Raw genomic sequence first — 13,186 nt, forward strand, 5'->3', positions numbered from 1 at the left:
GCATTACCGATCGGTAGCTGGAGGATCCGTGTCCCCGTGAAGAGCCATGTCAGACCTGCGCGCCGTCACCTGAGCCGGAGCGATTGCGCGGCATCTGCAGGAAGAGGATCACCAGTCCCGCCAGCACCAGGCCGATCAGCGCGGGCACGGTCCAGCTCGGCGCGTTCAGCGGCAGGAACGGCACCACGATCAGCGCCAGGATCGCGCCGATGCTGAGCACCGAGCCGAGCACGACGGCAGGCCTGGCGTCGGCGAGCGGGTTCTTGGGGTTCGGCGGCTCGAAGTCGTCGATCTCCTCCAGCGCAGGATCATCCATGCGGTAGTCCCGGGGACCCTGGCCGGGACCGGAGGGACCACGACCTGGCTGTCCTGGACCGGGCTGGCCGGATCCTGACTGGCCGGATCCTGGCTGGCCCGACCCGGGCAGCGGTCGGGAGCGGCCACCTCGGCCGAAGACTCTGCTGGGCTCGTCATCGCGGTAGGTGCTCATGGCGCCATCCTCTCAGGGGACTCGGCGGCGTGCCGCCGTCGGTGAAGAAATTTGATCAGCTGTTCGTGGATGGTCTCCGCTTCGAAGTCCAGCGTGGCGACATGCCGGCTGCGCGAGAGCTCCACGATCTCGAGCTGCTCGGCGGAGAGCGCCCGGCTCAGCGTAGCGGCCGAGGACGGGGGAAGGACGTTGTCGACGCGTGAGCGGAACAGCAGCACCGGGGTCTGTCGCCGGGCGAGCTCGGGGAGCTCGCGGCGGACCTGGGCGAAGAGCCGATCCAGCTGGACGACGGCCCGCAGCGGAGTCTGCGCGTAGGCCTCCTCCACCACATCGGGCTTGGCGATGTCCCCCGCGATGCTGGCCACCGAGGGTCGGATCCGGCCGAGCGCCCAGGCCTTCGGCCCGGTGAACGGGGCGAGTCGGAGCCCGGGGTTGATCACCGAGACCGCCTCGACCTGACGGTGGGCCGCCACATGCAGCGCCAGCGAGCCTCCCATCGAGAGGCCCACGGTGGCCACCCTGGCGCAGCGGGCGGCGAGCCGGTCGTAGCTGGCGAGCGCGGCGCGGGTGATCTGGGCACGCGGGGTCCTTGCCAGCTCTTCCCAGTGCGTGCCGTGACCGGGCAGCAGCGGACAATCCACCGTGAATCCGGCGTCCTGCAGGGCGTCGGCGAGCGGGCGCATCGAGGCGGGGGTGGAGGTGAATCCGTGAAAGACGGAAACTCCGAAGCCGGACATGTCCATTCCTTTACTGTATTGCCTCTACAGTGGTCTCGAAGCTCAGCCGCCTGAAAGGACCCCCACACACCGTGTCGTTCTATAGCGTCGCCAAGAACTTCGTCGTGGCCCCTGTGGTCAACACGGTGTTCCGCCCCTGGGTCCGCGGCCTGCACAACATCCCCAGCGAGGGCCCGGCGATCCTCGCGTCGAACCACCTCTCCTTCTCGGACTCCGTCTTCATGCCGGTCAAGGTGCCCCGTCAGGTGCACTTCATGGCGAAGGACGACTATTGGGCCAAGCAGGGCGCCTCCGGCTGGGTGATGCGGAAGTTCTTCGACCTCTCCGGTCAGATCCCGATGGATCGTTCCGGGGGCAAGGCCAGCCAGCACTCGCTCAACGCCGGAGAGCAGGCGCTGCGTGAGGGCGGAGTGCTGGGGATCTACCCCGAGGGCACGCGCAGCCCCGACGGGCGGCTCTACCGCGGCAAGCTCGGCATCGCCCGGCTGGCGCTGAACACCCAGGCTCCGGTGATCCCGATCGCGCTCATCGGCACCGACAAGGTCCAGCCCATCGGGAAGAACATCCCCCGGCTGGGGCGGGTCGGCATGATCGTGGGTGAGCCGATGACCTTCGAGTCCTACTACGACAACGCCGAGGATCGCTTCGCCCAGCGCGCCGTGGCCGACGAGATCATGTACCGGATCATGCGACTCTCGGGACAGGAGTACGTGGATGTCTACGCCTCAGACGTGAAGCGGCAGCTGGAGGCCGAGAAGTCTGAGGCCAAGTCGGCACGCAAGGCGCTGCGGCATCACAGTGGCCGCCGCAGCGAGGATCCTGAGACCGACTAGCCCGCCGGGCGGCCCCGTTGCTCGACGCGGCTCGGGGCGGCTCGATGCGGCCCGGATAGAAGCGGCGAGGATAGAAGCGGCGAGGAGATGGGAAGGTTTCAGACACAGAAGAGGCCCCGCCTCTGATGACCTGAATCATCTGAGACGGGGCCTGCCCTGTTGCAACATGCTCTGTGCGCGAGGGGGGACTTGAACCCCCACGCCCGTGAAGGCACTGGCACCTGAAGCCAGCGCGTCTACCTATTCCGCCACTCGCGCAAACCTGCTCATCAAGCCCTTTCGGGCCTGTCTCACAACCGACGATCGCTCCCCGGCAGCGAGAAACATATTACCCATATTCCAGACCGGATGCCTAATCGTCGGCCCCCGCCGGGCCCCTGCCGGGAGACCGCCGAAGCCCGGCGCGGCTGCGCCCGTACCCGGTGACCCCAGTTCACCGCATCAACCCTAGTATTGGAGGGTTATGTCTGAGCCCAGAACAGCCCGCCGCGAGACCTGGTCCGCGCAAGACCTCGCCTATCCCCCCGCGCTTCCCGTCAGCAGCGAGCGCGAACGCATCCTCCAGGCGCTCACGGATCATCAGGTCATCGTCGTCGCCGGCGAGACCGGTTCCGGCAAGACCACCCAGCTGCCGAAGATGGTCCTGGAGCTGGGGCTGCACAACCAGGGAATGATCGGTCACACCCAGCCGCGCCGGCTGGCCGCCCGGACCGTGGCCGAGCGCCTGGCCGAGGAGTTGGGCACCTCGGTGGGCCGCGACATCGGCTACCAGGTCCGGTTCAACGCCGAGGTCTCGGGATCCACCGCGGTGAAGCTCATGACCGACGGCATCCTGCTCGCCGAGATCCAGCGGGACCCGGCGCTGAAGCGCTACTCCGCGATCATCATCGACGAGGCCCATGAGCGAAGCCTCAACATCGACGTCATCCTGGGCTACCTGCGTCGGCTGCTCCCCACCCGGCCCGACCTGAAGGTGATCGTCACCTCCGCCACGATTGATCCGGAGCGCTTCGCCCGGCACTTCAGCCAGGACCCGGAGAACTGGACCCGGGAGACCTCCGATGTGCCGATCATCGAGGTCTCCGGGCGCACCTATCCGGTGGAGATCCGATACCGGCCGGTGAACCCCGAGGCCGAGCTCGAGGACTTCGACGAGTCTGAGCACTTCGGGGAGACCGAGGACGGCGGCTCGCGCAGCCCCGCGCCCCGCGGCGGCGGCTCCCCGGGCTCACGCCCCGGCGCGAAGAACCCGGCGCCGGCCAATGCCGCGGAGGAGGAGCGAGACCTCCTCGACGCGGTCAGCGACGCCGTCCTCGAGCTCGCCGGTGAGCCCGACGGCGACGTGCTGATCTTCTTCCCCGGCGAGCGTGAGATCCGCGATGCGGCCGAGGCGCTCACCGAGACGGTGGCCGGGGACCGTCGACTGCGCGGCTCAGAGATCCTGCCGCTCTTCGGCCGACTCTCCATGTCCGAGCAGAAGCGGGTCTTCTCCCCCGGCGGCCGCCGTCGGATCGTGCTGGCCACCAATGTGGCCGAGACCTCGCTGACCGTGCCCGGGATCAAGTACGTGATCGACACCGGCACCGCGAGGATCTCGCGCTACTCCACCCGCACCAAGGTCCAGCGGCTGCCCATCGAGGCGATCTCCCAGGCCAGCGCCAATCAGCGCTCCGGACGGTCGGGGCGCACCAGCGACGGCGTCGCCATCCGGCTGTACTCCCAGGAGGACTTCGACTCCCGCCCGGCCTTCACCGACCCCGAGATCCTGCGCACCTCGCTGGCCTCGGTGCTGCTGCAGATGTCCTCCATGGGCATCACCCGCAGCCCCGAGGAGCTGCTGGACTTCCCCTTCGTGCAGAAGCCCGACTCCAAGGCGGTCAACGACGCCGTGCGGCTGCTCACCGAGCTCGGCGCGCTCAGCCTCAAGGCCGAGTCCCCGCGGAAGGGCCAGGAGGGCCGAAAGGGATCGGGCACCAGTTCGGTGACCCCGGTGGGACGGATGCTCTCCCAACTCCCGGTGGACCCGCGGATGGCCCGGATGATGGTCGAGGCCGCCCGCCGCGACTGCCTGCCCGAGGTCACGGTGCTCACCGCCGCCCTCTCCATCCAGGATCCGCGGGAGCGTCCCGCGGAGAAGCGGGCGCAGGCCGATGAGCTGCACTCCCGGTTCAAGGATGAGAACTCCGACTTCTCCGCGCTGCTGAACCTCTGGCGCTACCTCCAGGACAAGCAGACCGAGCTCTCCGGCAACCAGTTCAGGAAGCTCTGCCACCGCGAGCACCTGAACTACCTGCGGGTGCGCGAATGGCAGGAGCTGGTGAGTCAGCTGACCGAGATCGCGGACCAGGTGGAGTTCAGCGGCGGGGGCTCCGGCCGCCGCCAGGGCTCCGGGGGACGACGGGGCAAGAAGCTGCCCGCGGTGGATCCCGCGGCCAAGCATGACCAGATCCACCAGTCGCTGCTCTCCGGGCTGCTCAGCCACGTGGGCCTCTACAACCCCCGCACCCGGGACTACCAGGGCGCCCGCGGCACCCGCTTCGCGGTCTTCCCCGGCTCGCACCTGTTCAAGAAGAACCACGACTGGGTGATGGCCAGCGAACTGGTGGAGACCTCCCGGCTCTGGGCGCGCACGGTGGCGAAGATCGACCCCGCCTGGGTCGAGGAGCTCGCCCCGCACCTGGTGAAGACCAGCCATTCGGAGCCGCGCTGGTCCGCCCGGCAGGGCGCCGTGGTGGCCACCGAGAAGGTCACGCTCTTCGGGGTCCCGGTGATCGCCGACCGGCAGGTGCTCTACTCCAAGGTCGACCCCGAATACAGCCGCGAGCTGTTCATCCAGCGCGCGCTGGTCGACGGCGACTGGTCCACCCGGCACCACTTCGACCGACGCAACCGGGAGCGCTTCGCGGAGCTCGACGAGCTGGAGAACCGCACCCGGCGCAAGGACCTGCGCGCCTCCGACGAGGAGCTGTTCAGCTTCTTCGACGCGCGCGTCCCGGGGAACATCGTCTCGCAGCGGCACTTCGACTCCTGGTGGAAGACCCAGCGCCTGGAGACCCCGGAGCTGCTGGACCTCACCGACGTCGAGCTCATGGCGCAGGCCGCCGACGAGCTCGACATCGACTCCTACCCGGAGCATTTCGACCACGACGGGTTGAACCTCGAGCTGCAGTACGAGTTCAACCCCACCCGGTACACGGCCGAGAGCGGCTCCTCCCCCACCGCCGCGGCCGATGGCGTCACGGTGCGGATCCCGGTGGTGTTCCTCAACCAGCTCCAGCCCGAACGCTTCGACTGGCTGATCCCCGGACTGCGCACCGAGCTGATCACCGCGCTGATCCGCAACATGCCCAAGCCGGTGCGGAAGAACTTCGTCCCGGCCCCCGACGTGGCGGCGCAGGCCAGGGCCCTGCTGGAGCAGGACTTCACGCCGGGCGTGGACTCGCTGACAGGTTCGCTGGCCGCAGTGCTGCGCCAGCTCAAGGGCCATGTGGTCGACCCGCAGGTCTTCGACACCAGCGCATTGCCGGAACATCTGCGGTTCACCTTCGCGGTGATCAGTGAGCGCGGTCGGGTCCTGGACAGCGGCTTCGACCTGCGGGAGCTGCAGATCCGATTCTCGGCGGAGAACCGCGAGGCTATCGGGCGCAGCCTCTCCGAGGAGCCGAACTCCGCTGGCGGGAAGCCTGTGCCGCAGCCGGCACGCGCGCCGGGACCCGGGCAGAGTGAGTCACGGTCTCCGCAGGGCGCCGGCGCCAAGAACCGCCGCGGCAAGCAGCAGAAGCCGCCTGAGTCAGCGTCCTCGACGCCCCAGGGCAAGCAGCGGCAGACCACCTGGACCTTCGGGGATCTGCCGCGGGAGATCACCACGGTGGTCGCAGGACGCCAGATCACCGGTTATCCCGCGCTCGCTCCGGCAGGGGGCGCCGACGGCGTCTCCTACTCGATCCAGGACTCGGCCGCGGAACAGGCCCGAGTGCACCGGGCCGGCGTCGTCGCGCTGCTGCGCGAGGTGCTGCCCTCCCCGCAGCGGTACGTGATGGACCATCTGAGCAACCGGGAGCGGCTGGCGTTCAGCCAGTCACCTCATGGGACCGTGGAATCGCTGGTCTCGGATGCGACGACGGCGGCGCTGGCCCACCTGGTGCCCGCGCAGCTGCCGTTCAGCGAGGCGGAATTCCAGGTCATCGCGCGGCACTGCCGGGCCGAGCTGATCGAGACGGTGCTGCGGCTGACCGATGTGCTGGCGCAGGTCCTGAGCCTCTCCACCGAGCTCGGCGCCCGGTTGGAGCAGGTCAGCTCCGCGGCGCTGAAGGCCGCGCGCAGCGATATGACCGCCCAGCTTCAGCAGCTGGTCTACCCGGGCTTCGTCACGGCCACGGGTCAGGCGCAGCTGCAGCATATGCCGCGCTACTTGCAGGCGATCAAGATTCGGCTGGATCGCCTCGAGTCGGGACAGGGGCTGACTCGGGACGCCCAGGACATGGCGGCGGTGCAGGAGCTCGAGGACGAGTACGACGCCGCGCTGGACGCGGTGCCGGCCCAGCTGCCGGTGTCCGCAGAGCTGGCAGCCGTGAAATGGATGATCGAGGAGTTCCGGGTGAACCTCTTCGCCCAGCAGCTCGGGACCGCGCAGACCGTCTCGGTCAAGCGGATCCGCCGCGCGATCAAGACCTCGCGCCCCTAGCGGGGCGTCCCGGGAGCGGCGGTCCGGAGCACGAGGCTGCCGCCGGGATCAGTCCTGCTCGGCTGGGACGTGCTCGGCGTCGCCCATCAGGCGCAGCGCGACGCGCAGCTTCTCCGCGGACTCGTCCATCCGGGACTCATCCGGGTCGTCGTCGGCCTGGGCGAAGCTGTGATCGGCCATCGAGTTCGAGGGCCAGACGTGCAGGTGCAGGTGGGGCACCTCGAACCCGGCGATGCTCAGCCCGGCCCGCTCGGAGCCGAAGGCCTCCACCTGGGCCTTGCCGATGCGGTGGGCCACATGGAACAGATGCGCCATGAGCTGACCCTCGGCGTCGGTCCACTTGTCCAGCTCCTGGCGCGGCACCACCAGGGTGTGGCCGTAGGCCAGCGGGGCGATGGAGAGGAACCCGACGCAGGTCTCGTCCTGCCATACGAAGCGACCTGGGATCTCACCGGCGATGATCTTGCTGAAGACTGTGCTCATGCTCCCACTCTAAGGGTGACTGCTAGTCTGGAGCGAGCATGAACGAGACAACTTCCACCCCTCCGGCCCGCGGTCGATCCACGCGCCAGAAGCGCGCCGTGTGGGCCGCGCTGCATTCTCTGGATGACTTCGTCAGCGCCCAGGACCTGCACAAGATCCTCGACGGTCGCGGCGAGAAGGTCTCCCTGGCCACCGTCTACCGGGTGCTGCAGTCCCATCAGGAGGAGGGCCTGGTCGATGTGCTGCGCCCCGACGACGGCGAGGCGATCTTCCGGCTCTGTGAGCGCGAGGAGCACCACCATCACCTGGTCTGCCGCTCCTGCGGCCTCACGGTGGAGTTCGAGGCTCCGGCCATCGAAGACTGGGCGACCACGCTGGCGAACCAGCATGACTTCACCGAGGTCCGGCACACGCTGGAGATCTTCGGTCTCTGCGCCACCTGCGCCGCGCTCCCGCGCAGCTGAAGCTCAGGCGGTCAGCGGCCAGGAGGTCAGCACGGCGGCCGAGCGGCGTCGGCGGTTGCGTCCGCCGCGGCCCAGGAACACGCAGATCACGTAGATCACGAAGGAGATCGTGGTGATGTAGGGGCTGATCGGCACGGTGCCGGTGATCGCGAGCATGATCCCACCCACCGAGGAGATCAGCGCGAAGAGCATCGAGAGCAGCACCGCCAGATATGGCCGCACGGTGACCTTCAGCGCAGCCGCCGCCGGCACCACCAGCAGCGCCAGCACCAGCAGCGCTCCGACCACCTGCACCGACATCGCGACGGCGATGCCCAGCAGCACCATGAAGACCATCGAGAGCAGGTTGACGTGGACCCCGCGGGCCCGGGCGAGCTGCGGATCCACCGAGGCGAACATCAGCGGGCGCCAGATCAGCAGCAGCACGATGCTGATCACCACCGCGCCGGTCACCAGGGTCTGTGTCTGGATGTCGTCGACCCCGACGATCTGTCCGGTGAGCAGCCCGAACTTGTTCGCGCTGCGCCCCTGGTAGAGGGAGAGGAAGAGGATGCCCAGGCCCAGGCCGAAGGGCATGAGCACCCCGGTCACCGCCGAGGTGTCGCGGTCTCTGAGGCTGAGCACCCCGATCAGCACGGAGGCGGCGACGGCGCCCAGAGCGGACCCTGCGACCACGTCCACGCCGATGAGCAGCGCCAGCGCCGCGCCGGCGAAGGAGATCTCGGCGATGCCGTGGACCACCAGAGCGGTCCGGCGGAGCATGATGAAGACCCCGATCAGGCCGCCCATCAGGCCCAGCACGCCGGCGGTGATCACCGAGTTTCGGACCAGGGAGAACAGCTCCCAGTAGCCTTCGGTGGTGAATGAGCTGGTCAGCGTCTCCATCATGGCAGCGCCAGCTCCTCGGGGTGGCAGTGGCCGCCCTCGTCGTGGGCGGACATGACCAGCAGCCGGCCCTTGTGCTCGATGACGTCCACGGAGGAGCCGTAGAGATCTGAGAGCACCTCGGAGCGCATCACCTCGGCGGTGGTGCCGATCCGGTACTGGCCACGGGCGAAGTAGAGCACCCGGTCGACGTGTTCGATCACCGGGTTGATCTCGTGGGTCACGAAGACCACCGCGGAGCCGCGCTCCACGGCCTGACGGCGGATGAGCTCGGTGACGGCCTGCTGGTGGTTGAGGTCCAGCGAGTGCAGCGGCTCGTCGCAGAGCAGCACCGCGGGATTCGAGGCCAGCGCCTGCGCGGCGCGCAGCCGCTGCTGCTCGCCCCCGGAGAGCAGCCCCACAGGCATGTCTGCGTAGGCGGTGGCCCCCACGGCTTCGAGGAGCTCGTCGACCCTGCGGCGCAGCGCCCGGTGGTGCAGTCGGATCCCGAAGCGGTGCCCGTCCAGGCCCAGTGCGACCATGTCGCGGGCGCGCATCGGGGTCTCTTCGGGCATGGTCTGCTGCTGCGGGATGTAGCCGACCCGGCTGCTGCCGCGACGCACCGGGGTGCCGGCGATCTCAGCGGACCCGGAGGTGAGCGCGGTCAGTCCCAGCAGCACCTTCAGAAAGGTTGACTTTCCGGCGCCGTTGGGTCCCAGCACGGCGAGGAACTCCCCCGGAGCCAGGTCCAGGTCGAGTCCCTCCCAGAGGGTGCGTCCGCTGAATCCCACGCTGGCGTCGCGCAGCGCCACCAGCGGCGCGGTCTTTGACTCGGTTGACGCTGACTCGGTTGACGCTGGCTCAGCCACGCGACTCCTCGACCATGGTCTCCACGGCGGTGATGTTGGCGTCCATCCATTCCAGGTAGGAGCCGTGCTCCTCTGGAATGGTCTCGTTGAAGTCCAGGACGGCGACGTCGGCGCCCTCGGCCGCCTCGCGGATCTGGGCGGACTGGTTGGTCTCGGTCTGCGGGTTGTAGGAGAGCAGATCGATCTGTTCATCGGCCGCGGCGCTCAGCGCCTGCTGGTAGAGCCGGGGCGAGACGTCGTCGCCGTGTTCGACGGCGGCGAGGAACTGCTGGTCGGTGGCGTCCTCGAAGCCGGCGTCGGTGAGCAGGAACTGTGAGACGGCCTCGGTGGCCAGGAAGCTCATGCTCTCCGCGTCGATGGCGCGGTTGCGCTCATCCAGGGCGCCGATCTCTTCGGCCAGGGCCGTGGCGTTGTCCTGGTAGAGCTCGGCGTCCTCCGGGGAGACCTCGCCCATGTGGGCACTGAAGTCCTCGGCGAAGTCGCTCATCGCGGCGAGGTCGTACCAGATGTGCTCGTTGACGAAGTCTCCCGAGTGGTCGTGGCCCTCGTGCGCGTCCGTGTGCCCCTCGTCGGTGTGCTCATCCTCGCCGTGCTCGTCTTCAGCGTGCTCGTCCTCAGCATGCTCGGCGTGCTCGTCTTCAGCGTGCTCGTCCTCTTCGCCGGCCTCATCACCGGGCTCCGCGTGCGCGTTCTCACCCTCGATCACCTGGTAGACGGCGTCCTCCTTCTCGGAGGTGGCGGCCAGCCGGGTGAGGAAGGGGTCGTATCCGCCGCCGTTGGCGAGGATCACGTCGGCGCCGTCGATGGCGAGCCGGTCCTGGGGTGTGGCCTCATAGGAGTGGGGGTCCGCCGCGGGGTTGTCCACCAGCGCGGTGACCTCTGCGGTGTCGCCGAGGATCTGCTGGGCCAGGTCGGCATAGACGTCGGTGGAGGTGACCACGGTCAGTGTCCCGCTCTGGTCTGCCGAGCCGCCCCCGTCGTCGTCGGTCGAGCCTGCGGAGCCGGTGCAGGCACTGAGCAGCAGGGTCGTGGCGCCGAGCAGGGCGGCGGAGGGGAGCAGACGTGGGGCAGGCATGGGTCGTACTTTCTAAGTGGGGAACGCCGCGGAAGACGCGGACAGCTGGAACCAGCGTACGGCCAGACATTGTTGAGAACAAATCTCAACTAGGTCCAAGTTTCACCTGCATGCATCGGTTCAGCTCTCTTCGGCGGCGACGGTGTGCCGCCGGCGCGAGTCCCAGGACTGGGTGGCGTCGTGGATCTCTCCGACGAGGACCTCCAGCACGTCTTCCAGGAACAGGATGCCGCGAGTGACACCCTCGGCGTCGATCACGCGGGCCAGGTGAGAGCCGGTGCGCTGCATCTGCGCCAGGCAGGCCTCGATCTCGTCGGTGACCGCCATGTTGCCCAGTGAGCGCACCACGGTGACCGGGATCGGGGCGGAGGAGGCGGCCGCGGGCAGGCTCATCACATCTTTGAGGTGCACATAGCCGGTGTAGACGTCCTGGTCGTCGGTGATGACGAAGCGGGAGAACCCGGTGCGCCCCACGGCCTTCTCCACCTTGCGTGGGGTCACCTCCACCGGAAGGGTGACCACCTCGTTGACCGGGATCATCACCTCGGCGGCGGTGTAGTCGCTGAACTCCATGGCGCCCGCGATGATTCCGGCGTCGTCGCGCACCGTGCCGCCGCGCTTGGACTCCGCCACGATGGACTCCATCTCCTCCAGGGTGAAGGTGGAGACCACCTCATCGCGCGGGGTGACCCCGAAGGCGCGCAGCACCAGGTTCGCGGTGAGGTTGAGCACCCAGATCAGCGGCATCAGGATCCGGTAGAGGAACACCATCGGCGGGGCGAGCAGCAGCACCGCCCGATCGGCCACGGAGACCGCTGCGTTCTTCGGGACCATCTCTCCGATGGTCACGTGCAGGAAGGAGACCAGCGCCAGGGCGATGATGAAGGCGATCACGCTGGCGGCGGTGTAGCTCAGCCCGAAGGAGGTCAGCGGGTCGGTGAGCAGGTGGTGGATCGCGGGCTCGGAGACCATCAGGATCAGCAGCGAGCACACGGTGATGCCCAGCTGCGCGATGGCGAGCATCTGCGAGACGTGTTCCATCGCGTAGAGCGCGGTCTTGGCGCGGGCAGAGCCGGCCTCGGCCTTCGGCTCGATCTGGCTGCGCCGCGCGCTCATCACCGCGAACTCGCCGCCGACGAAGAAGGCGTTGGCGGCGAGCAGGATCACCAGCCAGATGATGCCCATCAGATCGGGGTTCATCGTCGATCACCCCTTTCGCGGGCGTGGCGGACATGGTCCGCGCGGTCCTCGGCCAGCTTCTCGGCCCGGGCCGCGGCGTGCTGCAGCGCGGCCTCCCGAGCGGTGGGGTCGGGGGTGAAGCGGAGCCGGTCGATCCGTCGGCCGTCGACTCCGACGACGGCGAGCCTGCCGCCGTCGACCTCGACCGCGTCTCCGAGGCCGGCGACCCGACCCAGGGTGAGCAGCATGAAGCCCGCCACGGTCTCGTAGGCGGGATGCTCGGGGATGGAGAGTTCCAGGATCTGGGCGTTGATCTCATCGGGGCGCAGCAGGCCGGGGAAGAACCAGTCACCGGAGGCGCTCTGCAGCACCCCGGGGGCGATCCGGTCGTGCTCATCGGCGACCTCGCCGACGATCTCCTCGATCAGATCCTCCAGGGTGACCACCCCGGAGGTGCCGCCGTATTCGTCCTCCACGATGGCCACCTGCAGCGAGGCCTCGCGCAGCACCGGCAGCAGCGCATCGAGGTGGATCGTCTCAGGGACCCGGGTGATCTCGGACATCACGGTGGCCGCGACCAGACCCTGGCGCTTCTCGCGGGGCACGGCCACAGCCTTCTTCACGTGGGTGACGCCGCGGACGTCGTCGACGCTCTCGCCCAGGACCGGGAGCCGGGAGAAGCCGGTCTGCCGGGCCAGGTCGATGAGTGCATCCAGCGAGGCGTCCGCGTCGATGCTGGCCATCCGCGGCCGCGGGGTCATCACATCGGCGGCGGTCTGGTCGGAGAATCGCAGGGTGCGGTCCAGGAAGGTCGCGGTGCCCTCATCGAGGGTGCCCAGCATGGCGGAGCGGCGCACCATCGAGGAGAGCTCCTCGGGCGTGCGGGCTCCTGAGAGCTCCTCCTTGACCTCCAGGCCGAAGCGGTGCAGGACCTTGTTGGAGAAGCCGTTGAGCACGACGATCAGCGGGCGGAACACCGCGGTGAACACCAGCTGCGGCTTGGCCAGCACCCGGGCCACGCGAAACGCCTCGGCGATCGCGAGGTTCTTCGGGACCAGCTCGCCGATGATCATGGTGACCATGGTGGCGATGATCAGGGCCAGGGTGAGCGAGACCGCAGAGAGCGCCTGAGCCGGCACGCCGAGGGCCTCGAGCGGGCCTGCCAGCAGCGTGCCCAGCGCGGGCTCGGCCACGTAGCCGGTGAGCAGCGTGGTCAGGGTGATGCCCAGCTGACACGAGGAGAGCTGGGTGGAGAGCGACTTCAGGCAGCGCATCACGGCCGGAGCAGACTTGTCTCCGCGATCGATCGCGTGCTGAACGGTGGGCTGGTCCAGGGCGACCAGCGAGAACTCGACGGCGACGAAGAACCCGGTGCCCAGGATGAGCAGGAATCCCAGGCCGAGCAGGATCAGTTCCACTTAGCCCAGCCACCCCGAGCCGGGGATCTGCGGGGGCGGACGGTGGATCAGCTGCGGGCCGTGGCCGGGTTGTCGATACTCCATGAGACC

General features: G+C 68.6%; 11 protein-coding genes and 1 tRNA gene. 3 read left to right on the plus strand and 9 right to left on the minus strand.

The window, feature by feature from the left end; translation table 11 throughout:
- Positions 1-49 precede the first annotated feature (49 nt).
- Both ACHAA4_RS03950 and ACHAA4_RS03955 read right to left on the minus strand, forming a co-directional pair.
- Positions 50-490 (minus strand): hypothetical protein, encoded by a 441-nt coding sequence (locus ACHAA4_RS03950; protein ID WP_435772862.1) that lies wholly within the window; start codon positions 488-490, stop codon positions 50-52.
- A complete protein-coding gene (locus ACHAA4_RS03955) occupies positions 487-1,233 on the minus strand; it encodes an alpha/beta hydrolase (RefSeq protein ID WP_435772863.1) in 747 nt (248 codons plus the stop codon). Before ACHAA4_RS03955 ends, ACHAA4_RS03950 begins: the two co-directional genes overlap by 4 nt.
- 65 nt (positions 1,234-1,298) lie before the next feature.
- On the opposite strand from ACHAA4_RS03955, the gene ACHAA4_RS03960 reads away from it, so the two are divergent.
- A complete protein-coding gene (locus ACHAA4_RS03960; RefSeq protein WP_435772864.1) occupies positions 1,299-2,060 on the plus strand; it encodes a lysophospholipid acyltransferase family protein in 762 nt (253 codons plus the stop codon).
- 174 nt (positions 2,061-2,234) lie between these two features.
- Here ACHAA4_RS03960 and ACHAA4_RS03965 read toward each other — a convergent pair.
- Positions 2,235-2,318, minus strand: a tRNA-Leu gene (locus ACHAA4_RS03965).
- 205 nt (positions 2,319-2,523) lie between these two features.
- Between ACHAA4_RS03965 and hrpA the strand changes: the two genes are divergently transcribed.
- Positions 2,524-6,744: an ATP-dependent RNA helicase HrpA gene (gene hrpA, locus ACHAA4_RS03970; protein ID WP_435772865.1), complete on the plus strand. Its 4,221-nt coding sequence runs from the start codon at positions 2,524-2,526 to the stop codon at positions 6,742-6,744.
- Between the two features lie 48 nt (positions 6,745-6,792).
- Here hrpA and ACHAA4_RS03975 read toward each other — a convergent pair whose 3' ends face one another.
- Complete coding sequence (locus ACHAA4_RS03975) at positions 6,793-7,227, minus strand: HIT family protein (RefSeq protein ID WP_435772866.1); 435 nt, start codon at positions 7,225-7,227, stop codon at positions 6,793-6,795.
- A 38-nt stretch (positions 7,228-7,265) separates the two neighbouring features.
- On the opposite strand from ACHAA4_RS03975, the gene ACHAA4_RS03980 reads away from it, so the two are divergent.
- Complete coding sequence (locus ACHAA4_RS03980; RefSeq protein WP_435772867.1) at positions 7,266-7,691, plus strand: Fur family transcriptional regulator; 426 nt, start codon at positions 7,266-7,268, stop codon at positions 7,689-7,691.
- A gap of 3 nt (positions 7,692-7,694) precedes the next feature.
- On the opposite strand, the gene ACHAA4_RS03985 is transcribed toward ACHAA4_RS03980, so the two are convergent.
- The 5 genes from ACHAA4_RS03985 to ACHAA4_RS04005 form a co-directional block, all read right to left on the minus strand.
- Positions 7,695-8,576, minus strand: a complete 882-nt coding sequence (locus tag ACHAA4_RS03985; RefSeq protein ID WP_435772989.1) for a metal ABC transporter permease — start codon at positions 8,574-8,576, stop codon at positions 7,695-7,697.
- Positions 8,576-9,424 carry a metal ABC transporter ATP-binding protein gene (locus tag ACHAA4_RS03990; protein ID WP_435772868.1) on the minus strand — a complete coding sequence of 283 codons (849 nt, stop codon included), beginning with the start codon at positions 9,422-9,424 and terminating at the stop codon, positions 8,576-8,578. Before ACHAA4_RS03990 ends, ACHAA4_RS03985 begins: the two co-directional genes overlap by 1 nt.
- Positions 9,417-10,499 (minus strand): metal ABC transporter substrate-binding protein, encoded by a 1,083-nt coding sequence (locus tag ACHAA4_RS03995; RefSeq protein ID WP_435772869.1) that lies wholly within the window; start codon positions 10,497-10,499, stop codon positions 9,417-9,419. Before ACHAA4_RS03995 ends, ACHAA4_RS03990 begins: the two co-directional genes overlap by 8 nt.
- A gap of 120 nt (positions 10,500-10,619) precedes the next feature.
- Positions 10,620-11,699, minus strand: a complete 1,080-nt coding sequence (locus ACHAA4_RS04000) for a hemolysin family protein (RefSeq protein WP_435772870.1) — start codon at positions 11,697-11,699, stop codon at positions 10,620-10,622.
- A complete protein-coding gene (locus ACHAA4_RS04005; protein WP_435772871.1) occupies positions 11,696-13,096 on the minus strand; it encodes a hemolysin family protein in 1,401 nt (466 codons plus the stop codon). The genes ACHAA4_RS04000 and ACHAA4_RS04005 overlap by 4 nt, the downstream gene beginning before the upstream one ends.
- Between the last annotated feature and the right edge of the window lie 90 nt (positions 13,097-13,186).

This window comes from Nesterenkonia maliinae, assembly GCF_051262655.1.
Taxonomy (GTDB): domain Bacteria; phylum Actinomycetota; class Actinomycetes; order Actinomycetales; family Micrococcaceae; genus Nesterenkonia.

What these genes read in the sequence shown, in the direction of transcription:
- ACHAA4_RS03985 (WP_435772989.1), bottom strand. Translation starts at nt 8,576, where the DNA reads ATGGAGACGCTGACCAGCTCATTCACCACCGAAGGCTACTGGGAGCTG.
- ACHAA4_RS03995 (WP_435772869.1), bottom strand. Translation starts at nt 10,499, where the DNA reads ATGCCTGCCCCACGTCTGCTCCCCTCCGCCGCCCTGCTCGGCGCCACG.
- hrpA (WP_435772865.1), top strand. Translation starts at nt 2,524, where the DNA reads ATGTCTGAGCCCAGAACAGCCCGCCGCGAGACCTGGTCCGCGCAAGAC.
- ACHAA4_RS03950 (WP_435772862.1), bottom strand. Translation starts at nt 490, where the DNA reads ATGAGCACCTACCGCGATGACGAGCCCAGCAGAGTCTTCGGCCGAGGT.
- ACHAA4_RS03955 (WP_435772863.1), bottom strand. Translation starts at nt 1,233, where the DNA reads ATGGACATGTCCGGCTTCGGAGTTTCCGTCTTTCACGGATTCACCTCC.
- ACHAA4_RS03980 (WP_435772867.1), top strand. Translation starts at nt 7,266, where the DNA reads ATGAACGAGACAACTTCCACCCCTCCGGCCCGCGGTCGATCCACGCGC.
- ACHAA4_RS04000 (WP_435772870.1), bottom strand. Translation starts at nt 11,699, where the DNA reads ATGAACCCCGATCTGATGGGCATCATCTGGCTGGTGATCCTGCTCGCC.
- ACHAA4_RS03975 (WP_435772866.1), bottom strand. Translation starts at nt 7,227, where the DNA reads ATGAGCACAGTCTTCAGCAAGATCATCGCCGGTGAGATCCCAGGTCGC.